A 26355-nucleotide genomic window follows, 5' to 3' on the forward strand; every position below is an offset into this window, starting at 1 on the left:
CAGACCGCGAGCCCGCGAGCGGGCTGCCCCGCAGGGGCGAGCGAAGCGAGTCAATCCCCCCCTCACCGCCATATTTTAAGAAGAGCTCGTACGCAAGTACGGGCTTTTTTTCGCATGTGGCACCCACCGGGGGGGATGAGAACCCCCGACCGGGGTTCGACAACTGGCGCAGCCAGTTGGACAGACCGCGAGCCCGCGAGCGGGCTGCCCCGACAAAAACGCCGGGAGCGTTTTTGAACAACGCCTGCGTTGGCCCCGCAGGGGCGAGGCCCATGGATGGGCCGAGTAACGGCGAGCGAAGCGAGTCAATCCCCCCCTCGCCGCCATATTTTAAGAAGAGCTCGTACGCAAGTACGGGCTTTTTTTCGCATGTGGCACCGCAGACATCCCCGGGGTCGGCATCAATGCCTCTCCCGGGCTACCAGACCGTACCCGCCAGGTAGCCCGCTATGCGCAGCGCCGCCGGGAGGCCCCCCCAAAAACAACAAAGCCCGGGCTCGCCCGGGCCTTGCTCACAGTATGACGATTAATAATAGGCTTTCAGCGTCCGCTGGCAGAGGGCCGAGCGCACGCAGTCATCGGTGGTGAAACGCACGATGCCGATCATCTCATCTTCCTCAAAACGCGCCAGCGCATCGCTCAGGCCGGACCGCACCCCTGAGGGCAAGTCGCACTGGGTGATATCGCCATTGACGATGACCGTCACGTTCTCCCCGAGGCGGGTTAAAAACATCTTCATTTGCGCTGCGGTCACGTTCTGGGCCTCGTCCAGAATCACCACCGCATTTTCAAAAGTACGTCCGCGCATATAGGCGAACGGCGCGATTTCCACCTTGCCGATTTCCGGACGCAGGCAGTACTGCATAAAGGAAGCCCCCAACCTTTTCACCAGCACGTCGTAAACCGGTCGGAAATAGGGCGCGAACTTCTCGGCGATATCTCCCGGTAAGAAGCCGAGATCTTCGTCGGCCTGCAGAACGGGACGGGTAACAATAATTCTGTCCACATCCTTATGGATCAGCGCTTCAGCTGCCTTCGCCGCACTGATCCAGGTCTTGCCGCATCCGGCTTCGCCGGTGGCGAAAATCAGCTGTTTATTGTCGATGGCATTCAGATAATGCGCCTGAGCCTCATTGCGCGCCTCAATTGGGGAAGTATCACGGCTGTCCCGCGCCATGCCAATTGCTTCTACGCCACTCATTTGCACAAGCGATGTGACCGATTCTTCTTCACGCTGCTTATGGCTGCGTGAATCCCGTCTCAGCACACGTTTTGCTTCACGACGAGCTTTGATCACTGCTTTTTGTCTTCCCATGGATAGCACCTTGCGTTGTAGGTTTACATCACACGCGTCAACATCGACGCGACTATGCGCACGAACGATTGAGGTTTGGCTTCCTTGTAAGCCATTGCTTGCCGGTAGAACTGACAACGAGTCGCGGCTACGCGCACCGCGTACCCTGCCAAGGTGGTAATAATTCGAAGCGGAGGGAGAAAGAGTGAGAAAATCGCTGCCGGAAGCGGGGCTTCCGTGCTGAAGAGTACGGTCTGTGGTTTTACGTTGTCCGGTACGGGACCTTACCATTCGCGATCTCCATAGTGAAACGTCACACTGCCGGGAACTACCGCGTATGTAATAAGTACATCAAAAAAGATTCTTAATGCAACTTATTTTTCACAATGACGCAACAAATAGTTCTTAAGCAAGTGTAGGAGACTATCGGTCATTTGTATTACAGAAATATAACACATGGCAGGAAATATAATAAAAAAGAGAAAAACAGCAGAAAACGCCCTGCCCTTGCGGACAGGGTCGGTATCAAGCCTGCAGCAGCGTCTGTCCCAGGTAGTGCTTATCATCCACCACGCCGGGTAAAACAAAGAAGTAGCCCCCGCCGATGGGTTTGACGTACTCCTCCAGCGCCTCGCCGTTAAGCCGTTTCTGCACCGTCAGAAAACCCTTTTCCAGATCGTGCTGATAGCAAACGAACAACAGCCCCATATCCAGCTGCCCGGCATTAGTGACTCCCAGCGAATAACTGTAGCCGCGGCGCATCATCAGGCTGGACTGGGTTTCCGGCGTGCGAGGGTTGGCCAGACGAATATGGCTATCCAGCGCGATCGTCTCACCGTTAGGATCTTTACTGTAATCCGGGGTATCGTGTTCGTTTTTCATCCCCAGCGGCGCACCGGTGTGCTTGTCGCGGCCGAAGATGGTCTGCTGCTCCTTGAGCGGCGTCCGGTCCCAGAACTCGACGTGGAATTGAATGATGCGCGCCGCCTGATAGCTGCCGCCCACCGCCCAGGCCGGCTCGTCCTGATCCGCCGTGACCCACACGACCTGATCCATCAGCGCGCTGTCATGGCTCGCCGGGTTAGCGGTACCGTCCTTGAAACCCAGCAGGTTGATGGGGGTTTCTTTGCCTTTGCTGCGCGCCGCGCTATCGGAGATAAACCCTTCCCGCTTCCAGCGCACGCTGAGCAAATCCGGCGTATGTTTGATGACATCACGCAGGGCATGGATCACCGTGTCCTGAGTATTGGCGCAGATCTGCAGCAGCAGGTCGCCATGGCACAGGGCGGCATCCAGTGAATCATTGGGGAAGCGAGTCATCGGCTGCAGCTTTTTCGGCGCTTTATCCGCGAGACCAAAGCGCTCATCAAACAGCGAATGGCCGACCGAGACGGTGATGGTCAGATTATCCGGGGCAATCCACGGCCCTAAGATGCCGGAATCCATCGGCGGCAGACGCGGATTAGGCGTATCCGGCGCCGGGCCGCCCTGGGTTAAAAAGGCGATACGCTGGGTCAGCAGCCGAAACAGACGCTCGAGGTCGGCTTTATCTGACGCCAGCACATCGAACGCCACCAGCATCATCGAGGCCTGCTGCGGCGTCAGAATACCCGCCTGATGCGGGCCATAGAATGGCTGTTTTTCCTGGCGCGCGTCAGGTGTGAGCGTCCCGGGGGAACTTTCCGCTTTTGCCGCATGCGCTACCGGGCAGCCGCCGGTGATGGCCAGCGCGCCGCCAAGCGCGCCGATCCCTTTCAGTAAGCGACGACGTGACGGCTCGTTCACGTCGTGTGGTTTCTGTTGTGCCATCGACTTAGTCCAGACCCAGGATCCCGCGCAGCTGAGCCAGATCTTCCGCCAGGGTGGTGATCGGCCCTTTCAGCGCATTACGGTCAGCGGTGGTCAGCTTATCGTAAGTTTCGAAACCCTCTTTGGTGCGGTATTTGCTGAGGATACTGTCCACTTTCTTAAAGTTGGCGTCCACTTTAGCCAGCAGTGCGCTGTTCTCTTTTTGCAGCTGCGGGCGCAGCAGATCGACAATTTTCTGCGCGCCGTCAATATTGGCCTGGAAGTCCCACAGGTCGGTATGGCTGTAGCGATCTTCTTCACCGCTGATCTTGCTGGCTGCGACTTCTTCAATTAATCCTGCCGCCCCGCCCACGACTTTTGACGGTGGGAACGCCAGCTCGCTGATGCGCTTTTGCAGCTCCAGCACATCGCTGTTCAGCTGATCGGCATATTTTTCCATGCCCTTGACGCTGTTATCGCCAAACAGCGCCTTTTCCAGACGGTGGAATCCGGTGAATTTCGGATCTTCCGCTTTTTTCTCGAAATCGTCTTCGCGGGCGTCGATGCTGCCGTCAAGGTCAGAGAACAGCTCAGCAATCGGCTCAATGCGCTCGTAATGCTGGCGCGTCGGGGCGTACAGCGCTTTCGCTTTTTCGATGTCACCAGCTTTCACCGCGTCGGTAAAGGCTTTGGTGCCGCTGACCAGCTGCGCGGTTTCCGCCGTCACATAGGCTTTATAAGCGGTGATCGCTTCGCCGAGGCTCAGCACCGCATCCGCTTTCGCCGCGTCTTTGGTGGCGGCGCCGGTGACGATCAGTTTGCCTTTCGGGTTGGTGAGCAGACCGCAGGTCATGTCATATTCGCCCGGCTGCAGGTTTGCGGTGAGCTTCTGGGTAAAGCCCGGCGCGATGTTTTCGCGCTCTTCCACCACCATCACCCCTTTCAAAATCTCCCACTCCAGCGCTTTCTGGCTGTGGTTCTGAATAATAAACTGGGTTTTACCCGCGTTAACGGTCACCTGCATCGGCTCGCACTGTTTGTCGTTGACGGTGACTTTGACCTGCGGGATATCCGCAGCCTGAGCACCGAATGCAGAGCTGAGCAGCGCGGCCACGGTCACCCGCAGCGCATTACGGCGAAAATGAATCATCATGATCATCCCTTTCGGTAAGTAGAGTGTCGCTTATAAGCTCGCAGCGCCTGGTCAGGCAGCCCGCGAGGCAGTCGTATTATTTCGCGGCGGCAGCGCAAACAGCACCAGCGCCGGGATCAGATAAAGCAGATAGACAGCCACTTCGCTGACGCTTGGCGTCTCCTGGTAGCCGAAGATCCCTTCCAGCAGCGTGCCGAACAGCGTATGCGTCGACAGCACAGTGCTCAGATCGAAGGCGGTCTCCTGGAACAGGTTCCACAGGCCCGCCTCGTGGAAGGCGCGGATCGCCCCCGCCGCCAGGCCAGCGGCCACCAGCAGGATAAACAGGCTGGTCCATTTGAAGAACACGCCAAGGTTGAGACGGATACCGCCCCAGTAGAGGAGGAAACCCAGCACGATTGCCGTGGCCAGCCCCAGCATCGCCCCCAGCGGCGGCCAGATGCCAACGTCCTGCTGGAATGCCGCCAGCAGGAAGAAGACCGACTCCAGCCCCTCACGGGCGACCGCGAAAAAGACCATCATCACCAGCGCCCAGCCGTGGTGATTGCCGCGCTGTAGCGCCTTATCCACGGCCTGCTCCAGCTGCTGCTTGACGTTGCGTGAGACATTGCGCATCCAGAAGACCATCCACGTCAGGATCACCACCGCAATGACCGCGACGATCCCTTCGAACAGCTCCTGTTCGCGCTGAGGAAATTCCCCGGTGGTTTCGTTGATAAAGATGCCTAAGCCAAGACACAGCGCCGCTGCGAGGATCACGCCAATCCACATCACGCCAATCCAGTTGCCGCGCTGGGTGCGTTTCAGATAGCTGGCGATCAGGCTGACAATCAGCGCCGCCTCCAGGCCTTCGCGTAACATAATGAGAAATGGGACAAACATGCCAATACCCTTAAATGTAAAGCACCGTCAACGAATGCAAAAACAGGTAATATTTATGATAGTGATTATCATTACAATACTCAGAAACACAAGCGAAATGTTTAGAGAATGATGACTATCTGTAAATAAATCGCTGGCAAATAATGACTTATGAAAATATTCGCCTGTTATGAGAGAAAAGAATAAGCAAAGGATTTTTTACGCCAGATATTTACCCGTCGCGGCGGCTATGGCTAAATGGCGGCCTTATTGACCTGCGAAAAGAACAACATGACTGCATTTTTTCATTTCCTGCTGGCGCTGGCGGTGATCCTCGCCCTGGCCTGGCTTGTCAGCTACGACAGACAAAAAATTCGTATTCGTTATATTCTTCAGTTGATTATTATAGAAATAGCGCTCGCTTTCTTTTTCCTGCACGCCGAAAGCGGGCTGTGGCTGGTAAAAAATATTTCCGGCTTTTTTGCTTCGCTGTTAGGCTTTGCCGCCGAAGGGACCAATTTCGTCTTTGGCGGCATGAGCGATAAAGGCTTAGCCTTTATTTTTCTTGGCGTCCTGTGTCCGATTGTGTTTATTTCCGCGCTGATTGGTATTCTCCAGCACTGGCGGATCCTGCCGATTTTTATTCGCGTGATTGGCACCCTGCTGTCGAAGGTCAACGGCATGGGTAAGCTGGAATCTTTTAACGCCGTCAGCTCCCTGATCCTCGGCCAGTCGGAAAACTTCATCGCCTACAAAGGCGTACTGGGCGACCTCTCCTCACGGCGTCTGTTCACCATGGCGGCGACGGCCATGTCGACCGTATCGCTGTCGATCGTCGGCGCCTATATGACCATGCTGGACGCCAAATATGTCGTCGCGGCGCTGATCCTGAATATGTTCAGCACCTTTATCGTGCTGTCGGTGATTAACCCGACGCGGCCGGGCAGCGAGCAGGAAATAAAGCTGGAGAAGCTGCATGAATCACAGAGTTTCTTTGAAATGCTCGGGGAATATATTCTGGCCGGCTTTAAAGTGGCGATGATTATTCTGGCGATGCTGATCGGCTTTATCGCCCTGATCAGCGCCATTAACGCGCTGTTCGCTACCCTGTTTGGCCTCAGCTTCCAGCAGATCCTCGGCTACGTCTTCTATCCGTTAGCCTGGCTTATCGGCATTCCGCTGAGCGATGCGCTGAACGCCGGCAGCATCATGGCCACCAAGCTGGTCGCTAACGAATTTGTGGCGATGATTGAGCTGCAAAAGATTGCCGCCAGCATGACGCCGCGCGGGCTCGGCATTCTCTCGGTCTTCCTGGTGTCGTTTGCTAACTTTGCTTCAATCGGCATTATCGCCGGGGCGATCAAAGGCCTGAATGAACCGCAGGGCAATATCGTCTCCCGCTTCGGCCTGCGGCTGGTGTTTAGCGCCACGCTGGTGAGCCTGCTTTCCGCCAGCTTCGCCGGGCTGGTGCTGTAAGACAAACGGCGGGGCTGCCCCCGCCGTTTACTCAGAACTGCACGCAGACCGGCTGGTCGACACGCATCACCGACTCCTGCGCGAAGCGCGATTTATAGCCCTCGCGCAGGGCCTCAATACCGGTCTCGCTCTGCGCGTCGTGGCCATGGATCACCATCAGCGCCTTGCTCTGCTCCCGCACCACCTGACCATTCTGGCCAAGCCACTGGCCGTGGGCATCAAACACCGTCAGCCCGTCGCGAAAGCGCGGCGTGACGTCGCGGTCGACAAACTGTTGCCACTCTTCAGCGGTGATGTCTTTCCCCGCCGGGCGGCTCAGGCCGAAGTAAAGCGTGGTTTGCACCATGGACTGATCCGCCGGGCAGGCGCCGGGCTTCGGCGCGCTGGTCGATGAACTTCCACCCGCCGCGCAGCCGCTGAGTAACCCTGCCAGCACCAGCGCCATTACACCCTGTCTGAACGTCATCTTTGCTATCCTCATTGTTATTAGTCAGGAAATATCAGCGGATTTTCAAATAATTAGCAAGGGTTATAATATTCCGGCCCGGCAACAGGCAATAAAAAGCCCGCCAGCGGCGGGCTCGTGAGCGTCAGATGAGCTTACTCAGCCGTGGCGCGTACCGGCGGCGGCGTATGGTAGTGGGCATCCGCTTCAGCGAAGCGCTGCTGCATGCTGGCTGACGGCGCTTTATCCAGCAGACTAAAGACCACAATCCCGATGCTGCCGAAGACAAAGCCCGGAATAATTTCATACAGGCCCAGCCAGCCAAACTGCTTCCAGACGATCACGGTCAGGGCGCCAATCACCATCCCGGCCAGCGCGCCGTTACGGGTCATACGCGACCACATCACCGAGAACAGCACCACCGGGCCAAAGGCGGCGCCGAAACCGGCCCAGGCATAGCTCACCAGACCCAGCACGCGGTTCTCCGGGTTGGCCGCCAGGGCAATGGCCACCAGGGCAACCACCAGCACCATCATACGGCCCACCCAGACCAGCTCTTTCTGACCGGCGTTTTTGCGCAGGAAGGCTTTATACAGATCTTCAGTAATCGCGCTGGAGCAAACCAGCAGCTGACAGCTCAGGGTGGACATCACCGCCGCCAGAATCGCCGACAGCAGGATCCCGGCAATCCACGGGTTAAACAGGATTTGCGCCAGCTCGATAAACACGCGTTCGGCGTTCTGGTTAACCGCGCCCGCCAGGCTCGGGTTGTTATTGAAGTAAGCGATGCCAAAGAAGCCGACGGCCACCGCCCCGCCGAGGCAGAGGATCATCCAGGTCATACTAATGCGACGCGCGTGGACGATGCTGTGGTGCGAATCCGCCGCCATAAAGCGCGCCAGAATATGCGGCTGACCGAAATAGCCCAGTCCCCAGCCCATCAGCGAAATAATCGCCACGAAGTTCAGCCCTTTCAGCATGTCGATATTTTCGATGCTCTTCTGCTTAATGACTTCCAGCGAATCGCCAAAACCGCCGACGGATATAATCACGATTACCGGGGTAAGGATCAGCGCGAAAATCATCAGGCTGGCCTGCACGGTATCCGTCCAGCTGACGGCGAGGAAGCCGCCGACAAAGGTATAGATAATTGTCGCCGCCGCGCCGGCCCACAGCGCGGTTTCATAACTCATGCCAAAGGTGCTTTCAAACAGACGCGCCCCCGCCACAATTCCCGAGGCGCAATAGATAGTAAAGAACAGCAGAATAACCAGCGCCGAAATAATTCTCAGCACCCGGCTTTTATCTTCAAAACGGCCGGTAAAATAATCAGGCAGCGTCAGGGCGTTATTATTCACCTCGGTATGCACGCGCAGGCGCCCGGCGACCAGCTTCCAGTTAATCCACGCCCCCAACGTTAAGCCGATGGCAATCCAGCTTTCGGAAATCCCGGAGAGGAAAATGGCGCCCGGCAGGCCCATCAGCAGCCAACCGCTCATGTCCGAGGCGCCGGCGGAAAGCGCGGTCACAAATGGCCCCAGACTCCGCCCCCCGAGAATATAATCATCAAAGTTTTTGGTCGAACGCCAGGCAATAAACCCTATCAATACCATACCAAAAATATAAACAATAAATGTCACCAGCATCGGTGTGCTAATAGCCATGCAAAGTCTCCAGAATTTTTATCGACAGCGTCCAACTTCGTCGTTTTTTTCCACTACCGGAACGGGGTAATGGCGCATTGTTTAATTGGGCGACCGTATCCTGACGGAAGCTTCGGTTTTTCACAAACGATTTAACACAGCATTTACACGAAAATCCGACGGCGCAAAACGTCAATTTGCGAGAGGTTGCACTCTCTCACGTTTTTAAAGGTTGCACCAAACAAAAGTGTTAACTCACGCATACAAATACCCTATGAGCCCGGGGTTAAAATTCTGCTATTTTAGGCATTATTTTTAACAAATCCGCCATTTCACGGCTTTCGTCACAAGCCATAATTAACATGGTTGCACAAAGTTGCAACATAGTGGATATTTCCATGCAACCGCATAAGCTAACGATAAATGACAGGAGTTTTGAGCATGGGCACCACCACCATGGGTGTTAAGCTTGACGACGCAACCCGCGAGCGCATTAAGTCCGCCGCGAGCCGCATTGACCGCACGCCGCACTGGCTGATTAAGCAGGCCATCTTCAATTATCTGGAAAAACTGGAGAACGATGAGACGCTGCCCGAGCTACCGGCGCTGCTCTCCGGGGCCGCCAACGAAAGCGATGACGCCAGCGTATTAACGGAAGAGCCGTATCAGCCGTTCCTCGAATTCGCCGAGCAGATCCTGCCGCAGTCGGTAAGCCGCGCGGCGATCACCGCCGCCTGGCGTCGCCCGGAAACCGACGCGGTGCCGATGCTGCTGGAGCAGGCCCGACTGCCGCAGCCGCTGGGCGAGCAGGCGCATAAGCTGGCGTATCAACTGGCGGAAAAACTACGCAACCAGAAGACCGCCAGCGGCCGCGCCGGCATGGTGCAGAGTCTGCTGCAGGAGTTCTCCCTCTCCTCACAGGAAGGGGTGGCGCTGATGTGTCTGGCGGAAGCCCTGCTGCGTATTCCGGATAAAGCCACCCGCGATGCGCTGATCCGCGACAAAATCAGCAACGGCAACTGGCAGTCGCACATTGGCCGCAGCCCGTCGCTGTTCGTCAACGCCGCCACCTGGGGGCTGCTGTTCACCGGCAAACTGGTCTCCACCCACAACGAAACCAGCCTCTCCCGCTCGCTGAACCGCATCATCGGCAAGAGCGGCGAACCGCTGATCCGCAAGGGCGTGGATATGGCGATGCGACTGATGGGCGAACAGTTCGTCACCGGGGAAACCATCGCCGAAGCGCTGGCCAACGCCCGCAAGCTGGAAGATAAAGGTTTCCGTTACTCTTACGACATGCTAGGCGAAGCGGCCCTGACCGCCGCCGACGCCCAGGCCTATATGGTATCTTATCAGCAGGCGATCCACGCCATCGGCAAAGCCTCTAACGGCCGCGGCATTTATGAAGGGCCGGGCATCTCCATTAAGCTGTCGGCTCTGCACCCACGCTACAGCCGCGCCCAGTATGACCGGGTGATGGAAGAGCTCTACCCGCGTCTGAAATCGCTGACCCTGCTGGCGCGCCAGTATGACATCGGCATTAACATCGACGCCGAAGAGGCGGACCGTCTGGAGATCTCACTCGACCTGCTGGAAAAACTGTGCTTCGAGCCGGAGCTGGCGGGCTGGAACGGGATTGGCTTCGTGATTCAGGCCTACCAGAAGCGCTGTCCGTTTGTCATTGATTACCTGATTGACCTCGCCACCCGCAGCCGCCGTCGCCTGATGATCCGTCTGGTGAAAGGCGCCTACTGGGACAGCGAAATCAAACGCGCGCAGATGGAAGGTCTCGAAGGCTATCCGGTCTACACCCGCAAGGTTTACACCGACGTCTCCTATCTCGCCTGCGCGAAAAAGCTGCTGGCGGTGCCGAACCTGATTTATCCGCAGTTCGCCACCCACAACGCCCATACCCTGGCGGCTATCTACCAGCTGGCGGGCCAGAACTACTACCCTGGCCAGTATGAGTTCCAGTGCCTGCACGGCATGGGCGAACCGCTGTACGAGCAGGTGGTGGGCAAAGTCGCCGACGGCAAACTGAACCGGCCGTGCCGGATCTACGCCCCGGTGGGCACCCACGAGACGCTGCTGGCGTATCTGGTGCGTCGTCTGCTGGAGAACGGCGCCAATACCTCCTTCGTCAACCGTATTGCGGACAATACCCTGCCGCTGGACGAGCTGGTGGCCGACCCGGTCAGCGCGGTAGAAAAACTGGCGCAGCAGGAAGGCCAGGCCGGCCTGCCGCATCCGAAAATCCCGCTGCCGCGCGATCTCTACGGCAGCGGCCGGAGCAACTCCGCCGGTCTGGATCTGGCTAACGAGCATCGTCTGGCCTCCCTCTCCTCTTCCCTGCTCAACAGCGCCCTGCATAAATGGCAGGCATTGCCGATGCTGGAGCAGCCGGTAGCCGAAGGCGAGACGCAGCCGGTAGTCAACCCGGCTGAGCCAAAGGACATTGTCGGCTACGTCCGCGAAGCCAGCGATGACGAAGTGCAGCAGGCGCTGACCAGCGCTATCAACAACGCGCCAATCTGGTTCGCCACCCCGCCGCAGGAGCGCGCCGCCATTCTCGAGCGCGCCGCGGTGCTGATGGAAAGCCAGATGCCGACCCTGATGGGGATCCTGGTGCGCGAAGCGGGTAAAACCTTCAGCAACGCCATCGCCGAAGTGCGCGAAGCCGTTGACTTCCTCCACTACTATGCCGGCCAGGTGCGCGACGATTTCGATAATGAAACCCACCGTCCGCTGGGTCCGGTGGTCTGTATCAGCCCGTGGAACTTCCCGCTGGCGATCTTCACCGGGCAGATTGCCGCCGCGCTGGCGGCCGGCAACAGCGTGCTGGCGAAACCGGCCGAGCAGACGCCGCTGATCGCCGCCCAGGGCGTGGCGATCCTGCTGGAAGCCGGCGTGCCGCCAGGGGTGATCCAACTGCTGCCGGGCCGCGGGGAAACCGTCGGCGCCGCGCTGACATCCGATGAGCGCGTGCGCGGCGTGATGTTCACCGGCTCCACCGAAGTGGCCACCCTGCTGCAACGCAATATCGCCAGCCGCCTCGACGCTCAGGGACGCCCGACGCCGCTGATCGCCGAAACTGGCGGGATGAACGCGATGATCGTCGACTCGTCGGCGCTCACCGAGCAGGTGGTGATCGACGTCCTGGCCTCCGCATTCGACAGCGCCGGCCAGCGCTGCTCCGCCCTGCGCGTCCTCTGCCTGCAGGAAGAGGTAGCCGACCACACCTTAACCATGCTGCGCGGCGCGATGAGCGAGTGTCGCATGGGCAATCCGGGCCGCCTGACCACCGATATCGGTCCGGTTATCGATGCAGAAGCGAAAGAGAATATCGAACGCCATATTCAGACGATGCGCGCCAAAGGCCGCACCGTCTATCAGGCGGTGCGCGAGAATAGCGAAGACGCCCGCGAATGGAACCACGGGACCTTCGTGCCGCCGACGCTTATCGAACTCGACAGCTTTGACGAGCTGAAAAAAGAGGTTTTCGGCCCGGTGCTGCACGTGGTGCGCTATAACCGTAACGAGCTGGATAAACTGGTGGAGCAGATTAACGCCTCCGGTTACGGCCTGACCCTCGGCGTGCATACCCGCATCGACGAGACCATCGCCCAGGTCACCGGCAGCGCGAAGGTGGGCAACCTGTACGTCAACCGCAATATGGTTGGCGCCGTGGTCGGCGTGCAGCCGTTCGGCGGCGAAGGGTTGTCCGGTACCGGTCCGAAAGCCGGCGGCCCGCTGTACCTTTACCGTCTGCTTTCCAGCCGTCCGCAGGGCGCCGTTGGCGTGACCTTCGCCCGCCAGGATGCAGAGCGTCCGCTGGACGCCCAGCTGAAAACGCTGCTGGAAAAACCACTGCAGGCGCTGCAGCAGTGGGCGGCGGGCCGACCTGAGCTGCAGGCGCTGTGCCAGCAGTACAGCGAGCAGGCGCAAAGCGGCACCCAACGCCTGCTGCCGGGGCCAACCGGCGAGCGCAACACCCTGACGCTGATGCCCCGCGAGCGCGTGCTGTGCGTGGCGGATAATGAGCAGGATACGCTGATCCAGCTGGCGGCTGTGCTGGCGGTCGGTTGTGAAGTGCTGTGGCCGGACAGCGCCTTGCAGCGCGATCTGGCGAAGAAACTGCCGCGGGACGTCAGCGAGCGGATCCGTTTTGCCAAAGCGGATCAGTTGCCCGGTCAGGCCTTCGACGCGGTTATCTATCACGGCGATTCCGACCAGCTGCGCGAGCTGTGCGAGCAGGTGGCGGCGCGCGACGGGGCGATTGTCTCCGTGCAGGGCTTCGCCCGCGGCGAAACCAATCTGCTGCTGGAGCGGCTGTATATCGAGCGTTCGCTGAGCGTCAACACCGCGGCGGCAGGCGGTAACGCCAGCCTGATGACCATCGGCTAACCCGGGCCCCCCGGTGGCGCTGTGTTACCGGGGCTACATAACACCGTAAAGGGTAGCCCGGATAAGGCGCTGTGCGCCGCCATTCGGGCAATCAATCTGCGATGCGATCAGCTAATGACAGCCGACGTCAGCTGTGCTTAATTAGGGCTCCCTGACGGGAGCCTTTTTTATGGGAGCAGAACAATGAAACGCATGTTATTTGCCGTGGCGGCCCTGCTGGCCAGCGGCGCGGCGCTGGCGGACGAGTGCAGCAACGCCAACACCCAAACCGAAATGAATCAGTGCGCGGCCGCGCAGTTTCAGGCGGCCGACAAAAAACTGAACGACACCTGGCAGCAGGCTCTGCAGCGGGCGGCGGGTAAACAGCAGACATTACTGAAGCAGGCGCAGCAGGCATGGATCGCCCTGCGCGACGCCGACTGCGCCTTCCTCGCGTCCGGCGCCGAAGGCGGCAGCATGCAGCCGATGCTGCTGAGCCAGTGCATGACCGATAAGAGCGTGGAGCGGGAATCTTTCCTCGCCTCGCTGCTGCAGTGCGAGGACGGCGATCAAAGCTGCCCGCTGCCGCCGGCCAATTAACTAACGGACGCGAATGCCTTCGATAATCATCCGCTGGACATTATCGACCGTTTGCTCAAAAAAGGCCGCGTCCTGCAGCGTGGCGCCGGTGACCGCCTCTACCTGGGTGGCGAAGTCGGCGTAATGCTGGGTAGTGGCCCAGATCATAAAGATTAAATGCTGCGGATCGACCGGCGCCAGCTTGCCGCGGTCGATCCAGCCGGAGACAATCGCCGATTTCTCATCGACCAGCGCTTTCAGATCCCCGGTCAGCTCACCCATCAGCAGCGGCGCGCCCTGCAGCATCTCAAGGCAGAAGAGCTTCGAGGCCTGGGGGTGATCGCGGGACACCTCCAGCTTCAGGCGAATATACTCGCGGATCGCCACCAGCGGGCTGATATCCTCGCGAAAGGCCTTCAGCGGCGCCAGCCAGATGGCGAGGATCTGCTGCAGAACGGCCACGTACAGCGCCTCTTTCGAAGGGTAGTAATAAAGCAGATTGGTTTTCGACACCCCGGCGCGCTCAGCTACCTGCTCCAGCCGCGTACCGTGAATACCAAATTGCGAAAATGCCTCCAGCGCGGCGGCCAGGATGGCCTCCTTTTTGGCGCTGACCGCTTGTGAACGTTTGCCGTTTTTCTTCACCGCGCCCTGTGCCATACATCCTCTCCTTCAGTTGACGCCACCAGCATAGCAAAAGCCCTTCGCCGACACGACCCCATGCACCCTGATTGCGCATGACTGCCGTTTTTTCGTGCACTGATTTTGACCATCCAGTCCACTTTTTTATCGTCCTTTTTAGCAACCCAATAGCAACACATTAATAACATTAACATTTATAAAACTGGCATCGCGTTTGCTTTACCTGTTCTGCGAGGTGGTCCAGGGAGAGGCAGGATGCCGCACCACCGCAACCCATCTTCCATGACTGTAGAGAGGTAGGTATGAAAATTGGTGTTTTCGTTCCCATTGGCAACAACGGCTGGCTGATCTCTACCCATGCCCCGCAGTATATGCCGACCTTCGAACTGAATAAGGCTATCGTGCAGAAAGCCGAGCACTACCATTTCGACTTCGCGCTCTCCATGATCAAGCTGCGCGGCTTCGGCGGGAAAACAGAATTTTGGGATCACAACCTGGAGTCCTTCACCCTGATGGCCGGCCTGGCCGCGGTGACCTCGAAGATCCAGATCTACGCCACCGCCGCCACCCTTACGCTGCCGCCGGCGATCGTCGCCCGGATGGCCTCCACCATCGATTCCATCTCCGGCGGCCGGTTTGGCGTCAATCTGGTGACCGGCTGGCAAAAACCGGAATATGACCAGATGGGCATGTGGCCGGGGGATGACTATTTCGCCAGCCGCTATGACTATCTCACCGAATACGTTCAGGTGCTACGCGACCTGTGGGGCACCGGGCGCAGCGATTTCAAAGGCGATTACTTCACCATGAACGACTGCCGGGTCAGCCCGCGCCCTTCGCAGCCAATGAAGGTGATCTGCGCCGGGCAGAGCGACGCCGGTATGGCCTTCTCCGCCCAGCACGCGGACTACAACTTCTGCTTTGGCAAAGGGGTCAACACGCCGACGGCCTTCGCGCCGACCGCAGCGCGCATGATGCAGGCGGCGGAAAAAACCGGCCGTGACGTAGGCTCCTATGTGCTGTTCATGGTGATCGCCGACGAAACCGACGAAGCGGCGCGCGCCAAATGGGAGCACTACAAAGCGGGCGCCGATGAAGAAGCGCTGGCGTGGCTCACCGAGCAGAGTCAGAAAGACACCCGCTCCGGCAGCGATACCAACGTGCGCCAGATGGCCGACCCAACCTCGGCGGTCAATATCAACATGGGCACCCTTGTCGGATCGTATGCCAGCGTCGCCCGTATGCTTGATGAAGTAGCGAGCGTGCCCGGCACCGACGGCGTGCTGCTGACGTTTGATGATTTTCTTGCCGGCATCGACGCCTTTGGCGAACGCATTCAGCCGCTGATGCGCTGCCGGGACCACATTGCTCCTGTTACCCGTGAGGTGGCCTGATGATTACCCTTCCCGCTCGCCCGGAATCCCTGACCTTCGCGCCGCAGCAGAGCGCGCTGATTGTTGTCGATATGCAGAACGCCTACGCCAGCCAGGGCGGCTATCTGGATCTTGCCGGCTTTGACGTCTCCGCCACCCGACCGGTTATCGACAATATTAATACCGCCGTCGCCGCCGCCCGCGCCGCGGGCATGCTGATTATCTGGTTCCAGAATGGCTGGGATGACCAGTATGTTGAAGCCGGCGGCCCGGGCTCGCCGAACTACCACAAGTCCAATGCGCTGAAAACGATGCGTCAGCGCCCGGAGCTGCAGGGCAAGCTGTTGGCGAAAGGCGGCTGGGACTATCAGCTGGTGGACGAACTGACGCCGCAGGAAGGCGACATCGTGTTGCCGAAACCGCGCTACAGCGGCTTCTTTAACACCCCGCTCGACAGCATTTTACGCAGCCGCGGTATACGCCACCTGGTGTTCACCGGGATCGCCACCAACGTCTGCGTCGAATCGACGCTGCGCGATGGCTTCTTCCTCGAATACTTCGGCGTAGTGCTGGAGGATGCCACCCATCAGGCCGGCCCGGCCTTCGCCCAGCAGGCGGCGCTGTTCAATATTGAAACCTTTTTCGGCTGGGTCAGCGACGTCGAGAGCTTCTGCCGCGCGCTATCCCCTGCCACCCCGCTGTCTTTAGCCAAGGAGAAACGTTATGCCTAAACAGGTGATCATTCCGCCAGGCACCACCGCGCCGATTGCCCCCTTTGTTCCGGGGACGCTCGCCGATGGCGTGGTCTACGTCTCCGGCACTCTGCCGTTTGATAAGCAAAATAATGTGGTGCACATCGGCGACCCAAAGGCGCAAACCCGCCACGTGCTGGAGACCATCAAGAGCGTTATCGAAACGGCGGGCGGGAGTATGGCGGATGTGACTTTCAACAGCATCTTTATCACCGACTGGACAAATTACGCCGCGATTAACGAGGTTTACGCCGAGTTTTTCCCCGGCGATAAACCCGCGCGCTTTTGCATTCAGTGCGGTCTGGTGAAACCCGATGCGCTGGTGGAAATCGCCAGCGTCGCCCATATCGGCACCCCGACATGATGAGGCTCAATATTGCTCCAGCCCCATGGCCCGGCGCGCCGGTGGTGGTCCTCAGCGCCGGTCTGGGCGGCGGCGGCGGCTACTGGCTGGCGCAGCGCGCGGCGCTGGAGGAACAGTATCAGCTGGTGAGTTATGACCATAACGGGACCGGGGAGAACGCCGGTCCGCTGCCCGCCGACTACAGCATGGCGACGATGGCCGGAGAGCTGTTCAGCGCTCTGCAGGCGGCGGGGATCGCCCGCTTCGCGCTGATGGGCCACGCGCTGGGGGCGCTAATTGGCCTGCAGCTGGCGCTCGATCGCCCCGAGGCGGTGAGCGCCCTGGTGCTGGTCAACGGCTGGCTGTCGCTGTCGCCGCACACCCGCCGCTGCTTCCTGGTGCGCGAGCGTCTGCTGCATGCCGGCGGCGCGCAGGCGTGGGTCGAAGCACAGCCGCTGTTTCTCTACCCGGCGGAATGGATGGCCGCGCGCCTGCCGCGCCTCGAAGCGGAAGATGCGCTTGCCATCAGCCATTTTCAGGGCAAGGAGAACCTGCTGAAGCGGCTGCAGGCCCTGAAGCAGGCTGATTTTTCGCGTCGCGCGGCGGCCATCGCCTGCCCGACGCTGATTATCAGCGCCGCTGACGATCTGCTGGTCCCGGCCTCCTGCTCCCGCGTGCTGCAGACGGCTATCTCCGGCAGCCAGCACGTGGAAATGCCATGGGGCGGCCATGCCTGTAACGTCACCGACGCCGATACCTTTAATACCATTTTACGCGACGGGCTGGCCGCTATGCTGCCGGTCGCCACGGAGACCCGATGAACGACGCGATAAACCAGACGGCCTGCGAGACGCTGTTTACCCAGGCCCGAACCCACAACGGCTGGCTGGATAAGCCAGTGAGCGATGCGCAGCTGCAGGCAGTCTGGGACCTGATGAAAATGGGGCCGACTTCCGCCAACTGTTCGCCGGCGCGCATCGTGTTTGTGCGCAGCGCGGAAGGCAAAGAGAAACTTCGCCCGACGCTCTCCAGCGGCAATCTGCAAAAAACCATGCAGGCGCCGGTGACCGCCATCGTGGCGTGGGACAGCGCCTTTTACGACCGGCTACCGACCCTCTTTCCCCACGGTGACGCCCGCAGCTGGTTCACCTCCAGCCCGCAGCTGGCGGAGGAGACCGCGTTTCGCAACAGCTCCCTGCAGGCGGCATATCTGATTTTCGCCTGCCGGGCGCTGGGTCTCGACACCGGGCCAATGTCCGGCTTCGACCGGGAAAAAGTCGATGCGGCGTTTTTCGCCGACAACGGCTGGAAAAGCAACCTGCTGGTGAACATCGGCTATGGCGACCCCGGCAAACTGTACGGCCGCCTGCCGCGTCTGTCCTTTGATGAAGCCTGCCTGCTGGCATAAGGAGTTTACGATGGAGTTAGCGGACAAAGCGAGTTTCCGTGACGCCATGGCCCACGTCGGCGCCGCGGTTAACATTATTACCACCGATGGCCCGGCGGGCCGGGCGGGATTTACCGCCAGCGCGGTCTGCAGCGTTACCGACACGCCGCCGACCCTGCTGGTCTGCCTGAACCGCTCGGCCTCGGTGTGGCCGGTGTTCAGCGAACATCACACGCTGTGCGTCAATACCCTGGCGGCGGGACAGGAGGCGCTGTCGACGCTGTTTGGCGGAAAAACGGCGATGGACGAGCGCTTTGCCGCCGCCGACTGGCTGACCGGCGCCACCGGCTGCCCGCGGCTGGAGGCGGCGCTGGTCAGCTTTGACTGCCGCATCGACCAGCGCGTCAGCGTCGGCACGCACGACATCCTGTTTTGTCACGTCGTGGCCATTACCCGTCACCCGGAGCCCCGGGGTCTGATGTGGTTTGACCGCGGCTATCACACGCTTATGCGACCCGCTTGTTAACCTCTAACCCGGGATATCATCATGGCACTCTTCGATTTTCCTCGCTGGAAGCTGACCTCCCCCGCCGCCGAATCCGGCGTCGTCGCGCCCGATGAACGCTTATCGGCCGGGCAAACGCTGGTGATGGGCGTGCAGCACGCCGTTGCGATGTTCGGCGCGACGGTGCTGATGCCGTTGCTGATGGGGCTCGACCCTAACCTGTCGATACTGATGTCGGGAGTCGGCACCCTGCTGTTCTTTGTCGTCACCGGCGGACGGGTGCCGAGCTATCTCGGCTCGAGCGCCGCCTTTGTCGGGGTGGTGATCGCCATTACCGGCTTTAACGGCCAGGGGCTGAACCCTCATCTGAGCGTCGCCCTTGGCGGGATCATCGCCTGCGGGCTGGTCTACACCCTGATTGGTCTGGTGGTGATGAAGATCGGCACCCGCTGGATCGAGCGCCTGATGCCGCCGGTGGTGACCGGCGCGGTGGTGATGGCTATCGGCCTGAACCTGGCGCCGATTGCCGTGCGCAGCGTCTCCGCCAGCGCCTTCGACAGCTGGATGGCGGTGTTAACTGTGCTCTGCATCGGCATAGTGGCGGTATTTACCCGCGGGATGCTGCAGCGACTGCTGATCCTGGTCGGCCTGATCGTCGCCTGCGCGCTGTACGCCCTGCTGGCTAACGGCTTTGGCCTCGGCAAACCGCTGGACTTCTCCCCCCTCGCCCAGGCGGCGTGGTTCGGGCTGCCGCACTTTACCCCCCCATCCTTTAACGGCCAGGCGATGATGTTGATTGCCCCGGTCGCGGTGATCCTGGTGGCCGAGAACCTCGGGCACCTGAAGGCCGTCGCCGGGATGACCGGGCGCAATATGGACCCGTACATGGGGCGCGCCTTCGTCGGCGACGGTCTGGCGACCATGCTCTCCGGCTCGGTGGGCGGCAGCGGGGTCACGACCTATGCGGAGAACATCGGCGTCATGGCGGTGACCAAGGTCTACTCAACGCTGGTGTTTGTCGCCGCGGCGCTGATTGCCATGCTGTTGGGTTTCTCGCCGAAGTTCGGCGCATTAATCCACACCATTCCCGGGCCGGTGATCGGCGGCGCCTCGATCGTGGTCTTTGGCTTAATTGCCGTCGCCGGGGCGCGGATCTGGGTGCAAAACCGGGTGGATCTGAGTCAAAACAGCAATTTGATCATGGTGTCGGTGACCCTGGTGCTGGGCGCCGGCGATTTCGCGCTGTCGCTGGGCGGCTTTACGCTGGGCGGGATTGGTACCGCCACCTTCGGGGCGATCCTGCTGCACGCGCTGCTTCATCGCGGGACTCGGGAGGCGAAGGACGCCAGAGTAACGCCGGTTTAAGCCACATTAGCGCGGCCTTGGCGCAGGGAGCGGGTGGGCCGGATAAGGCATTTATGCCGCCATCCGGCCTGCCGGGAACGTCTCAGCGATGTTGAGGCCGTCAGCACCGGCAGTTTCAGCAACAATGGTGAATAAATTAACGACAGGTCGTATGAACGTAGGCCGGGTAAGGCGACAGCCGCCACCCGGCGAAATAACGGTACAACCGAATATTTCCCTGCTCGCGCTGCGCTTAGCAGGGCTACAACTTCTATGTTAATGCCGGGCAGATTGCGCTCCCGGTTAATTTTTCTGCACTCTGTTTTCCATAGCGCAGGGAGCGCACAGGGGGCGGCCAATCGCCGCCGCCCCCTGTACCCCCGGGCTCCGGCCAGCAAAATCGCCACTGCGTGGTGCCTTCGACTTATCCCTGCAGGCTGCGGGTCGGGCCGAGGCAGCGTCCCTGCAAAACACGGCCCTCAGCCCGCATCCATGCGGGCTGCCCCGGCCTTCCGGGAACGTCTCAGCGATTTTGAGGCCGTCAGCACCGGCAGTTTCAGTCGCGCAAGTGGTTAAATTAATAACAGGTCGTACGAACGTAGGCCGGGTAAGGCGCAGCCGCCACCCGGCATAAAAACGACGCCGTGCCTGATGCTATCGTCCGGCGGCGCTGCGCTTGCGCGGGCCTGGAGACGATCAGAGCCGGACGAGTAGGCCAGCCAGGCTAAGCGCCGCTGTAGGATCAGAAGCGTAAAATTACGGCTCGCGTCGATCGACCAGCTCCGGAAGCGGCTGCACATCGTCATTCTTTGACATCTGCGGCGGCGGTTTGCGCTTCCACTTCAGCTCGCTCACCAGCACTCCCGCGAGGATAAAGAAGCAGCCAAGGAGGGCCAGCAGCGGCAGACGCTCGCCGGCCAGCCGGCCAAAAATACCGGCCCATACCGGTTCGCCGGTATAGATCAGCGTGGCCCGCGTCGGCGAGACGCTGCGCTGCGCCCAGTTCATGGTCACCTGAATGATCGCGCTGAAAATGCCCAGCCCCAGCGCCACGCCGAGCAGCGTCGGCGTCAACGGCGGCACCGACTCACCGGCCGGCTTCATGGCAGCGAAAGCCACCAGCGACGCGGTCGCCAGCTGCACCACCGTCACCCGTCGGACATCCACTTTTCCGGCCCAGGCGCTGATAAGGATAATCTCCGCGGCGATCGCCAGCGCGCTCGCCAGAGTGATCATCTCCCCCACGCCAAGCGCCAACAGATTGTTTTCCGGCCCGGCCAGCAGGATCAAACCGATAAAGGCCAGCACAATCCCCACGCAGGACATCAACCCTGGCATACGCCCCAGACACAGCCACTGCAGCAGCGGCACCAGCGGCACATACATCGCCGTGATAAAGGCAGACTTGCTGCTGGAGATCGACTGCAGCCCCCAGGTCTGCAGGCCATACCCCAGCGCAATCGCCACGCCAATCGCCACCCCCGCCTTCACCTCCAGCCACGTCAGGCCGCGCAGGGTGCGGAGCGAGAGCAGGCCCACCGCCAGCGCGGCGGTCGCGAAACGCAGGCCGACAAAAAACAGCGGCCCACTGAGGCTGACCGCATACTGTACGGCAAGGAACGTCCCTCCCCAGAACATGGTGATCATGATAAGGAGCGCTTCCTGGCGGCTAACGGAGAATTTTAACGAAGACATAAGACAGCCATGACGATAAACGGGCGACCAGTGTGCAATCGGCCCGGCGGGAGCGCAACCTCCGACAGCTAAAAAAAACCGCCGGCAGATGCCGGCGGCGAGGGCGATGCGGTTGGGTCGGGGAGATTAACACCGCATCAAAGAGAACAGTGCCAGTCGCGCGTTAACTCTCACGACTACCATGACTGTTTTTACCCCCTTTTTTGCCAGCCTCTGAGGCGCGCTGAGGGTCATTTTTAAAATTCCCCCCGCTATGCTGGCCACCTTTACGTCCTGCTTCTGATGCTCTTTCACGGTCTTCAGCAAAGTTGCCAGAACCGCCACGATGGTTTGCCATTACTGACCTCCATTAGGTTAGACATCATAGTGCATTACGCGGGAGCGGCGACGCCGCTGTTCTGCCGCGTATCTATAAGGTTAGTGAATGACTGCCGGTGACGATGGCAAATGTCACATTCAGAAACAAAGCCTGGCGAAAAAAATCCCCTCGCGCCGCCTGATGGCGCTAACCTGCTCTGCTGCCGAAGAAAAAATAGTCAGCAAAAAATGTATCCTGATGCTACATCCTCGCCGCACCGGCCAGTATAACGGAGGCATCGCTTCCCGCTTCTCAGCCGCTCAGGCCGCGCTGCGCAAGGAAAAGTAAATAATGTTTTGTCATTTTGTTATAAATCAAATAAATGCCCGTTGGATTTGCACTCTTCGGCAGAGGCTTTATCTTTAAAGGTACCAGCTATTTGGCTGGCTTATAATGCAACCGAGGAGTGATGGAAATGGCTAAAATTCTGGTGCTTTATTATTCCATGTATGGACACATTGAAACCATGGCTCACGCCGTCGCCGATGGGGCGAACCGGGTGGACGGCGTTGAGGTGGTTGTGAAGCGCGTGCCGGAAACCATGCAGGCAGAAGCGTTTGCCAAAGCAGGCGGGAAAACGCAAAACGCGCCTGTCGCCACGCCGCAGGAGCTGGCTGAGTATGACGCCATCATCTTTGGTACCCCGACTCGTTTCGGCAATATGTCCGGACAAATGCGCACCTTCCTCGATCAGACCGGCGGCCTGTGGGCATCCGGCGCGCTGTACGGCAAGATCGCCAGCGTATTCAGCTCAACCGGCACCGGTGGCGGCCAGGAACAAACCATTACCTCCACCTGGACGACGCTGGCCCACCACGGGATGATCATCGTCCCGATCGGCTACGGCGCACAGGAGCTGTTCGACATCTCCCAGGTCCGCGGCGGGACGCCTTATGGCGCCACCACTATTGCCGGCGGCGACGGCTCGCGTCAGCCAAGCGAGGAAGAGTTAGCCATCGCCCGCTATCAGGGTGAACATGTCGCCAAACTGGCCGTTAAACTGCACGGCTAATCTTCCGCAGGAGGAGCACTATGCCAACTCAAGAAGCAAAAGCACATCGCGTCGGCGAATGGGCAAGTTTACGTAACACCTCGCCGGAGATCGCCGAGGCAATTTTCGAAGTTGCCCACTACGATGAAAAACTGGCTGAGCAAATCTGGGAGGAAGGCAGCGACGAAGTGCTGGCGCTGGCCTTTGCCAAAACCGATAAAGATGCGCTGTTCTGGGGTGAACAGACGATTGAGCGTAAAAACGTATAGGGCGTTTATCCCTGCCGAGTCTCACCCTAACCTGCTAAAAACCCGGATTGCTCCGGGTTTTTTCATTATTTCGCCGCCTCGTTGATCACCTTTTTAAAGGTCTCCAGCGGGCAGAATCCCTGGTCATCGACCGGGCAACCGTTAAGCGCCAGCGTGACCCGCTGCGGCGGGGTCTGTAACGTCAATGGGTCGGCATTACGCAGCTGCTCAGTGCTCTGATAGACATACTCAATCTTCATCAGATCGCGGTTGCTGCCGCTGTCGTGCCAGCGCTGAAACAGCAGTTTGCCGCCGATAGGCGTGCGCTCGTACTGGCCAGGAAGTTGATAGGGCTTAAAGTCCAGCGCCGTCAGCAGCGAGGCGATATTCGAGTCGTGTCCCACCAGCAGGGTGACTTTCGCCTTGCTGGCTCCCTCGCCCACCAGCGCGTTATCGATATATTTAACCAGCGGTTTGGCCACGTTTTGCGCCACTGCCGTCGAGGTGAACAGACTATCCTGGTAGCCGTTTTTCAGCTTCGACAGCACCTGCCACTGCTTATCGCTGGTGATTTCCCCCCACGCCACCTGATCTTTCGGGAAGCCTTCATAGTATTGCAGGGTGAAGGCGTCTACCAGCGAGTTGCCCACCTTCAACGGTCCGGACACTCCCGGCTCCTGCTGATAACCGGCGCTAAAGGTATCTTTACCCTCGCTCAGGGAACAGACCTGCTTCTCTTTGCAGGAGGGCGAGTTGCGGTAATCGATCATCGTCTCCAGCAGCTTGTAGCTCTCGGTCAACTGCATCCCCTGGCGCTCTTTTTCCATCGCCTGCAGCGCTTTCTCGCGAAACGCCGGGGAGTCGTCGGTGATAACCGGGTTGAAGGTCGGGTCCATGGTGCCCATCTGCGGCTGATGATGCACCGCAATGCCGCAGCCCGGGAACGCGCCGGTGATAAAGAACTGCGCAGTGGCGACGGTGCGCTGCAGGCTGTTAGCGTAGGCGTAAACGGCGTTTTCCGGCGGGCACTCCCCGCTGGTCACCAGCTTCTGTTGCGCCAGCCATTCGCGCATATAGTGGCCCATATACACCTCCAGCACGCCGCCTTTGGTGGTCAGCTGGCCGCCCGGCACATCCCACTGCGGCCAGGCTTTGGCGGTGGACTGCTCCAGCACGCTGCCGTTATTGGCCAGCGGCGCGCGAAGGTTATGACGACTCATGATCAGCACCTGCTGCAGCTGATACCCCTCCGGGGCGGCCGTGTCCTGAGCCTGGGCGCCAGCGGATAACATGACCGCGCCGGCTACGGCGGCGGCGAGTAGACGTATTTTCATCCCTTCATCCTTAGTCATTTATTATCATCGGGTTAATTGTGACGGATTTAGGCCATTTTTCCTGGCATTCGCTCGCAAACTTAGACCGGAGCCGAAAATTTCCTCTGCCGGCCAAATAGTTTTATAATGAAACAACTAACCTGGAGGCTTTCGTGAAACGTACCCGTCTGGAAAACAGCTGCTGTCCTGTCGCCCGCTCCCTCGACGTTATCGGCGACTGGTGGTCGCTGCTTATCGTCCGTGATGCCCTGCGCGGGGTACGCCGTTTTAGCGAATTCCAGAAAAACCTCGGCATTGCCAAAAATATGCTCGCCGGGCGGCTGAAAATGCTGGTGGATGAAGGCATCCTGCGCCTGCAGCCGGCCTCCGACGGCAGCGCCTGGCAGGAGTATGTCCTGACCGATAAGGGCCGCGCCCTGCAGACCGTGCTGGTCGCCCTCTCCCAGTGGGCGGACGACTATCTGTTCGACCCGGACGAACCGGCGACGCGGCTCATTGACCGCCAGCAGCGCCAGCCCCTGCGTAAGCTGGTCCTGCAGGCGGCGGATGGCCGTGAGCTGGCCCCGACGGATATCACCATCGCCGTTCCGCTGAACGACTAAACGCGGCCCGCGGCAGGCAGAAATAAAAAAAGCCCGGCAAAATAGTTGCATTATTAAACCAAGTATCTCATGCTGAATTTGGTTTAATAATGCAACCTTTTAAGAGGCAATACTCATGTCCCAGTCATCGCACACTGCTTTTATCACCGGCGCTTCCTCAGGTATCGGCGCGATCTATGCCGAACGACTTGCCGCCCGCGGCTACGATCTGATCCTCGCCGCCCGTCGTGAAGATCGGCTGCAAGCGCTCGCCGGGCAACTGCAGGCACGCTACGCCATCCGGGCCAGCATCCTCAAGGCCGACCTGAGCGAGGAGCAAGGCATTGAAGCCGTGGAGCAGCGTCTGCAGCAGGATCCCGCCGTTGACCTGTTCATCAACAACGCCGGGACGGCAAAAATGGCGGGCTTTCTCGCCAGCACGTCGCGCGAGCACCAGGCGATTCATACGCTCAACACCACCGCGCTTCTGCGCCTGAGCTATGCCGCGCTGGCCGCTTTCACTCCCTGGGGCCGCGGAACGCTGATCAATATTGCCTCTATTCTTGCGCTGCATACGCTGCCGGGCAGCGCGGTCTACAGCGCCAGCAAAGCCTGGGTGTTGAGCTTTACCCGTGGCCTGCAGGATGAGTTCGCCGACAGCGGCGTGCGTATTCAGGCGGTATTGCCGGCGGCGACCGCCACCGATCTGTGGCCGACCTCCGGCGTGGCGCTCGACGCCCTGCCCACCGGTACGGTAATGACCACCGAGGATCTGGTTGACGCCGCTCTCAGGGGACTCGAAATGGGGGAAAAGGTCACCTTACCGCCGGTGCATGATCTGGGACTGTGGGAGGCTTTCGAGCAGACGCGACTGGCGCTGTTTACCAGCGCGCGAACCGGGCAACCGGCGCCGCGGTATCGCTAATTCGCCCCGGCGGCGGGCATTATTCCGGCAGCGGAACCGCCGCCAGGGTACAGATCGCCTCGTGCTCCCCGCCGCGGCGATCGGTGATCACTACCTTATCGCCCGCTTTTTTGCCTTCACAGGGTTTCAGGACCTGCTCCACGATCCGCTCGCGGCTCGCCTGACGTTCATTTTCAGCCTGACTGGCGAAGGCCGTCAGCGCCAGCGCCACGCCCAGCAGGCTGAGGGTTGTCTTATACATGTCTTACTCTCAGA

26 protein-coding genes are annotated in these 26355 nt (G+C 59.8%); 15 read left to right on the plus strand and 11 right to left on the minus strand.

Features of this window, described 5'->3' with window-relative positions:
- Positions 1–526: 526 nt before the first annotated feature.
- The 4 genes from phoH to efeU all read right to left on the minus strand — a co-directional run bounded on the left by phoH (position 527) and on the right by efeU (position 5117).
- Entirely contained in the window at positions 527–1315 is a 789-nt protein-coding gene (gene phoH, locus ACLEXF_RS10040; protein WP_002898923.1) for a phosphate starvation-inducible protein PhoH, read from the minus strand.
- A 504-nt stretch (positions 1316–1819) separates the two neighbouring features.
- A complete protein-coding gene (efeB, locus tag ACLEXF_RS10045) occupies positions 1820–3103 on the minus strand; it encodes an iron uptake transporter deferrochelatase/peroxidase subunit (RefSeq protein ID WP_048323645.1) in 1284 nt (427 codons plus the stop codon).
- Positions 3104–3107: 4 nt separating this feature from the next.
- On the minus strand, positions 3108–4235 hold the full coding sequence (efeO, locus tag ACLEXF_RS10050; protein WP_017901109.1) for an iron uptake system protein EfeO: 1128 nt from the start codon (positions 4233–4235) through the stop codon (positions 3108–3110).
- A 51-nt stretch (positions 4236–4286) separates the two neighbouring features.
- On the minus strand, positions 4287–5117 hold the full coding sequence (gene efeU, locus ACLEXF_RS10055) for an iron uptake transporter permease EfeU (RefSeq protein WP_004204515.1): 831 nt from the start codon (positions 5115–5117) through the stop codon (positions 4287–4289).
- A gap of 270 nt (positions 5118–5387) precedes the next feature.
- Between efeU and ACLEXF_RS10060 the strand changes: the two genes are divergently transcribed.
- Positions 5388–6572 carry a NupC/NupG family nucleoside CNT transporter gene (locus tag ACLEXF_RS10060; protein WP_025999331.1) on the plus strand — a complete coding sequence of 395 codons (1185 nt, stop codon included), beginning with the start codon at positions 5388–5390 and terminating at the stop codon, positions 6570–6572.
- A gap of 31 nt (positions 6573–6603) precedes the next feature.
- Here the strand turns inward: ACLEXF_RS10060 and ACLEXF_RS10065 are convergent, their stop codons facing one another.
- Both ACLEXF_RS10065 and putP read right to left on the minus strand, forming a co-directional pair.
- Entirely contained in the window at positions 6604–7038 is a 435-nt protein-coding gene (locus ACLEXF_RS10065; protein ID WP_004204513.1) for a DUF3574 domain-containing protein, read from the minus strand.
- A 134-nt stretch (positions 7039–7172) separates the two neighbouring features.
- A complete protein-coding gene (gene putP / locus ACLEXF_RS10070; protein WP_004147889.1) occupies positions 7173–8681 on the minus strand; it encodes a sodium/proline symporter PutP in 1509 nt (502 codons plus the stop codon).
- 420 nt (positions 8682–9101) lie between these two features.
- On the opposite strand from putP, the gene putA reads away from it, so the two are divergent.
- Both putA and ACLEXF_RS10080 read left to right on the plus strand, forming a co-directional pair.
- Positions 9102–13064 (plus strand): trifunctional transcriptional regulator/proline dehydrogenase/L-glutamate gamma-semialdehyde dehydrogenase, encoded by a 3963-nt coding sequence (gene putA / locus ACLEXF_RS10075; protein ID WP_043523233.1) that lies wholly within the window; start codon positions 9102–9104, stop codon positions 13062–13064.
- Positions 13065–13247: 183 nt separating this feature from the next.
- Positions 13248–13643, plus strand: a complete 396-nt coding sequence (locus tag ACLEXF_RS10080; protein WP_023317894.1) for a lysozyme inhibitor LprI family protein — start codon at positions 13248–13250, stop codon at positions 13641–13643.
- On the opposite strand, the gene rutR is transcribed toward ACLEXF_RS10080, so the two are convergent.
- Positions 13644–14282 carry an HTH-type transcriptional regulator RutR gene (gene rutR, locus ACLEXF_RS10085; RefSeq protein WP_004204508.1) on the minus strand — a complete coding sequence of 213 codons (639 nt, stop codon included), beginning with the start codon at positions 14280–14282 and terminating at the stop codon, positions 13644–13646.
- A 284-nt stretch (positions 14283–14566) separates the two neighbouring features.
- On the opposite strand from rutR, the gene rutA reads away from it, so the two are divergent.
- The 7 genes from rutA to rutG are packed head-to-tail and all read left to right on the plus strand — an operon-like array spanning position 14567 to position 19989.
- Positions 14567–15658 (plus strand): pyrimidine utilization protein A, encoded by a 1092-nt coding sequence (gene rutA, locus ACLEXF_RS10090; RefSeq protein ID WP_004204507.1) that lies wholly within the window; start codon positions 14567–14569, stop codon positions 15656–15658.
- Positions 15658–16368 (plus strand): pyrimidine utilization protein B, encoded by a 711-nt coding sequence (rutB, locus tag ACLEXF_RS10095; RefSeq protein ID WP_004204506.1) that lies wholly within the window; start codon positions 15658–15660, stop codon positions 16366–16368. The genes rutA and rutB overlap by 1 nt, the downstream gene beginning before the upstream one ends.
- On the plus strand, positions 16361–16753 hold the full coding sequence (gene rutC / locus ACLEXF_RS10100) for a pyrimidine utilization protein C (RefSeq protein ID WP_102001583.1): 393 nt from the start codon (positions 16361–16363) through the stop codon (positions 16751–16753). Before rutB ends, rutC begins: the two co-directional genes overlap by 8 nt.
- Complete coding sequence (rutD, locus tag ACLEXF_RS10105; protein WP_065877937.1) at positions 16750–17553, plus strand: pyrimidine utilization protein D; 804 nt, start codon at positions 16750–16752, stop codon at positions 17551–17553. The genes rutC and rutD overlap by 4 nt, the downstream gene beginning before the upstream one ends.
- A complete protein-coding gene (locus ACLEXF_RS10110) occupies positions 17550–18140 on the plus strand; it encodes a malonic semialdehyde reductase (protein WP_017901103.1) in 591 nt (196 codons plus the stop codon). The genes rutD and ACLEXF_RS10110 overlap by 4 nt, the downstream gene beginning before the upstream one ends.
- A 10-nt stretch (positions 18141–18150) precedes the next feature.
- Complete coding sequence (gene rutF, locus ACLEXF_RS10115) at positions 18151–18645, plus strand: NADH-dependent FMN reductase RutF (protein WP_423265762.1); 495 nt, start codon at positions 18151–18153, stop codon at positions 18643–18645.
- A gap of 21 nt (positions 18646–18666) precedes the next feature.
- Positions 18667–19989, plus strand: a complete 1323-nt coding sequence (rutG, locus tag ACLEXF_RS10120) for a pyrimidine utilization transport protein G (protein ID WP_117130259.1) — start codon at positions 18667–18669, stop codon at positions 19987–19989.
- A 735-nt stretch (positions 19990–20724) separates the two neighbouring features.
- Here the strand turns inward: rutG and ACLEXF_RS10125 are convergent.
- On the minus strand, positions 20725–21663 hold the full coding sequence (locus ACLEXF_RS10125) for a DMT family transporter (RefSeq protein ID WP_064794428.1): 939 nt from the start codon (positions 21661–21663) through the stop codon (positions 20725–20727).
- A 163-nt stretch (positions 21664–21826) separates the two neighbouring features.
- Positions 21827–22000: a general stress protein gene (locus tag ACLEXF_RS10130; RefSeq protein ID WP_002898708.1), complete on the minus strand. Its 174-nt coding sequence runs from the start codon at positions 21998–22000 to the stop codon at positions 21827–21829.
- 87 nt (positions 22001–22087) lie between these two features.
- Between ACLEXF_RS10130 and ACLEXF_RS10135 the strand changes: the two genes are divergently transcribed.
- The 3 genes from ACLEXF_RS10135 to ACLEXF_RS10145 all read left to right on the plus strand — a co-directional run bounded on the left by ACLEXF_RS10135 (position 22088) and on the right by ACLEXF_RS10145 (position 23281).
- Positions 22088–22309 (plus strand): hypothetical protein, encoded by a 222-nt coding sequence (locus ACLEXF_RS10135; RefSeq protein ID WP_080935870.1) that lies wholly within the window; start codon positions 22088–22090, stop codon positions 22307–22309.
- Between the two features lie 127 nt (positions 22310–22436).
- Positions 22437–23033, plus strand: coding sequence for an NAD(P)H:quinone oxidoreductase (wrbA, locus tag ACLEXF_RS10140; protein ID WP_002898704.1), 597 nt, complete (start codon positions 22437–22439; stop codon positions 23031–23033).
- Positions 23034–23053: 20 nt separating this feature from the next.
- Positions 23054–23281: a YccJ family protein gene (locus ACLEXF_RS10145; protein ID WP_008805934.1), complete on the plus strand. Its 228-nt coding sequence runs from the start codon at positions 23054–23056 to the stop codon at positions 23279–23281.
- A 65-nt stretch (positions 23282–23346) separates the two neighbouring features.
- Here the strand turns inward: ACLEXF_RS10145 and agp are convergent, their stop codons facing one another.
- On the minus strand, positions 23347–24594 hold the full coding sequence (gene agp, locus ACLEXF_RS10150) for a bifunctional glucose-1-phosphatase/inositol phosphatase (protein WP_023317888.1): 1248 nt from the start codon (positions 24592–24594) through the stop codon (positions 23347–23349).
- Between the two features lie 152 nt (positions 24595–24746).
- Here agp and ACLEXF_RS10155 point away from each other — a divergent pair, with 152 nt between their 5' ends.
- Both ACLEXF_RS10155 and ACLEXF_RS10160 read left to right on the plus strand, forming a co-directional pair.
- Positions 24747–25196: a winged helix-turn-helix transcriptional regulator gene (locus tag ACLEXF_RS10155; RefSeq protein ID WP_064794430.1), complete on the plus strand. Its 450-nt coding sequence runs from the start codon at positions 24747–24749 to the stop codon at positions 25194–25196.
- Positions 25197–25311: 115 nt separating this feature from the next.
- The gene (locus ACLEXF_RS10160) at positions 25312–26100 is read left to right on the plus strand and encodes an SDR family NAD(P)-dependent oxidoreductase (protein WP_407259859.1); all 789 of its coding nucleotides are present in this window, start codon (positions 25312–25314) and stop codon (positions 26098–26100) included.
- A gap of 19 nt (positions 26101–26119) precedes the next feature.
- Here the strand turns inward: ACLEXF_RS10160 and ACLEXF_RS10165 are convergent, their stop codons facing one another.
- A complete protein-coding gene (locus ACLEXF_RS10165) occupies positions 26120–26341 on the minus strand; it encodes a hypothetical protein (protein ID WP_004201478.1) in 222 nt (73 codons plus the stop codon).
- Between the last annotated feature and the right edge of the window lie 14 nt (positions 26342–26355).

It is taken from the genome of Klebsiella pneumoniae complex sp. WS1778, assembly GCF_049472055.1.
GTDB classification, from domain to species: domain Bacteria; phylum Pseudomonadota; class Gammaproteobacteria; order Enterobacterales; family Enterobacteriaceae; genus Klebsiella; species Klebsiella quasipneumoniae.

Bases quoted from the DNA above. Each gene is read 5' to 3' on its own strand.
- phoH (WP_002898923.1), bottom strand. From the start codon at position 1,315: ATGGGAAGACAAAAAGCAGTGATCAAAGCTCGTCGTGAAGCAAAACGT.
- efeB (WP_048323645.1), bottom strand. From the start codon at position 3,103: ATGGCACAACAGAAACCACACGACGTGAACGAGCCGTCACGTCGTCGC.
- efeO (WP_017901109.1), bottom strand. From the start codon at position 4,235: ATGATGATTCATTTTCGCCGTAATGCGCTGCGGGTGACCGTGGCCGCG.
- efeU (WP_004204515.1), bottom strand. From the start codon at position 5,117: ATGTTTGTCCCATTTCTCATTATGTTACGCGAAGGCCTGGAGGCGGCG.
- ACLEXF_RS10060 (WP_025999331.1), top strand. From the start codon at position 5,388: ATGACTGCATTTTTTCATTTCCTGCTGGCGCTGGCGGTGATCCTCGCC.
- ACLEXF_RS10065 (WP_004204513.1), bottom strand. From the start codon at position 7,038: ATGACGTTCAGACAGGGTGTAATGGCGCTGGTGCTGGCAGGGTTACTC.
- putP (WP_004147889.1), bottom strand. From the start codon at position 8,681: ATGGCTATTAGCACACCGATGCTGGTGACATTTATTGTTTATATTTTT.
- putA (WP_043523233.1), top strand. From the start codon at position 9,102: ATGGGCACCACCACCATGGGTGTTAAGCTTGACGACGCAACCCGCGAG.
- ACLEXF_RS10080 (WP_023317894.1), top strand. From the start codon at position 13,248: ATGAAACGCATGTTATTTGCCGTGGCGGCCCTGCTGGCCAGCGGCGCG.
- rutR (WP_004204508.1), bottom strand. From the start codon at position 14,282: ATGGCACAGGGCGCGGTGAAGAAAAACGGCAAACGTTCACAAGCGGTC.
- rutA (WP_004204507.1), top strand. From the start codon at position 14,567: ATGAAAATTGGTGTTTTCGTTCCCATTGGCAACAACGGCTGGCTGATC.
- rutB (WP_004204506.1), top strand. From the start codon at position 15,658: ATGATTACCCTTCCCGCTCGCCCGGAATCCCTGACCTTCGCGCCGCAG.
- rutC (WP_102001583.1), top strand. From the start codon at position 16,361: ATGCCTAAACAGGTGATCATTCCGCCAGGCACCACCGCGCCGATTGCC.
- rutD (WP_065877937.1), top strand. From the start codon at position 16,750: ATGATGAGGCTCAATATTGCTCCAGCCCCATGGCCCGGCGCGCCGGTG.
- ACLEXF_RS10110 (WP_017901103.1), top strand. From the start codon at position 17,550: ATGAACGACGCGATAAACCAGACGGCCTGCGAGACGCTGTTTACCCAG.
- rutF (WP_423265762.1), top strand. From the start codon at position 18,151: ATGGAGTTAGCGGACAAAGCGAGTTTCCGTGACGCCATGGCCCACGTC.
- rutG (WP_117130259.1), top strand. From the start codon at position 18,667: ATGGCACTCTTCGATTTTCCTCGCTGGAAGCTGACCTCCCCCGCCGCC.
- ACLEXF_RS10125 (WP_064794428.1), bottom strand. From the start codon at position 21,663: ATGTCTTCGTTAAAATTCTCCGTTAGCCGCCAGGAAGCGCTCCTTATC.
- ACLEXF_RS10130 (WP_002898708.1), bottom strand. From the start codon at position 22,000: ATGGCAAACCATCGTGGCGGTTCTGGCAACTTTGCTGAAGACCGTGAA.
- ACLEXF_RS10135 (WP_080935870.1), top strand. From the start codon at position 22,088: ATGACTGCCGGTGACGATGGCAAATGTCACATTCAGAAACAAAGCCTG.
- wrbA (WP_002898704.1), top strand. From the start codon at position 22,437: ATGGCTAAAATTCTGGTGCTTTATTATTCCATGTATGGACACATTGAA.
- ACLEXF_RS10145 (WP_008805934.1), top strand. From the start codon at position 23,054: ATGCCAACTCAAGAAGCAAAAGCACATCGCGTCGGCGAATGGGCAAGT.
- agp (WP_023317888.1), bottom strand. From the start codon at position 24,594: ATGAAAATACGTCTACTCGCCGCCGCCGTAGCCGGCGCGGTCATGTTA.
- ACLEXF_RS10160 (WP_407259859.1), top strand. From the start codon at position 25,312: ATGTCCCAGTCATCGCACACTGCTTTTATCACCGGCGCTTCCTCAGGT.
- ACLEXF_RS10165 (WP_004201478.1), bottom strand. From the start codon at position 26,341: ATGTATAAGACAACCCTCAGCCTGCTGGGCGTGGCGCTGGCGCTGACG.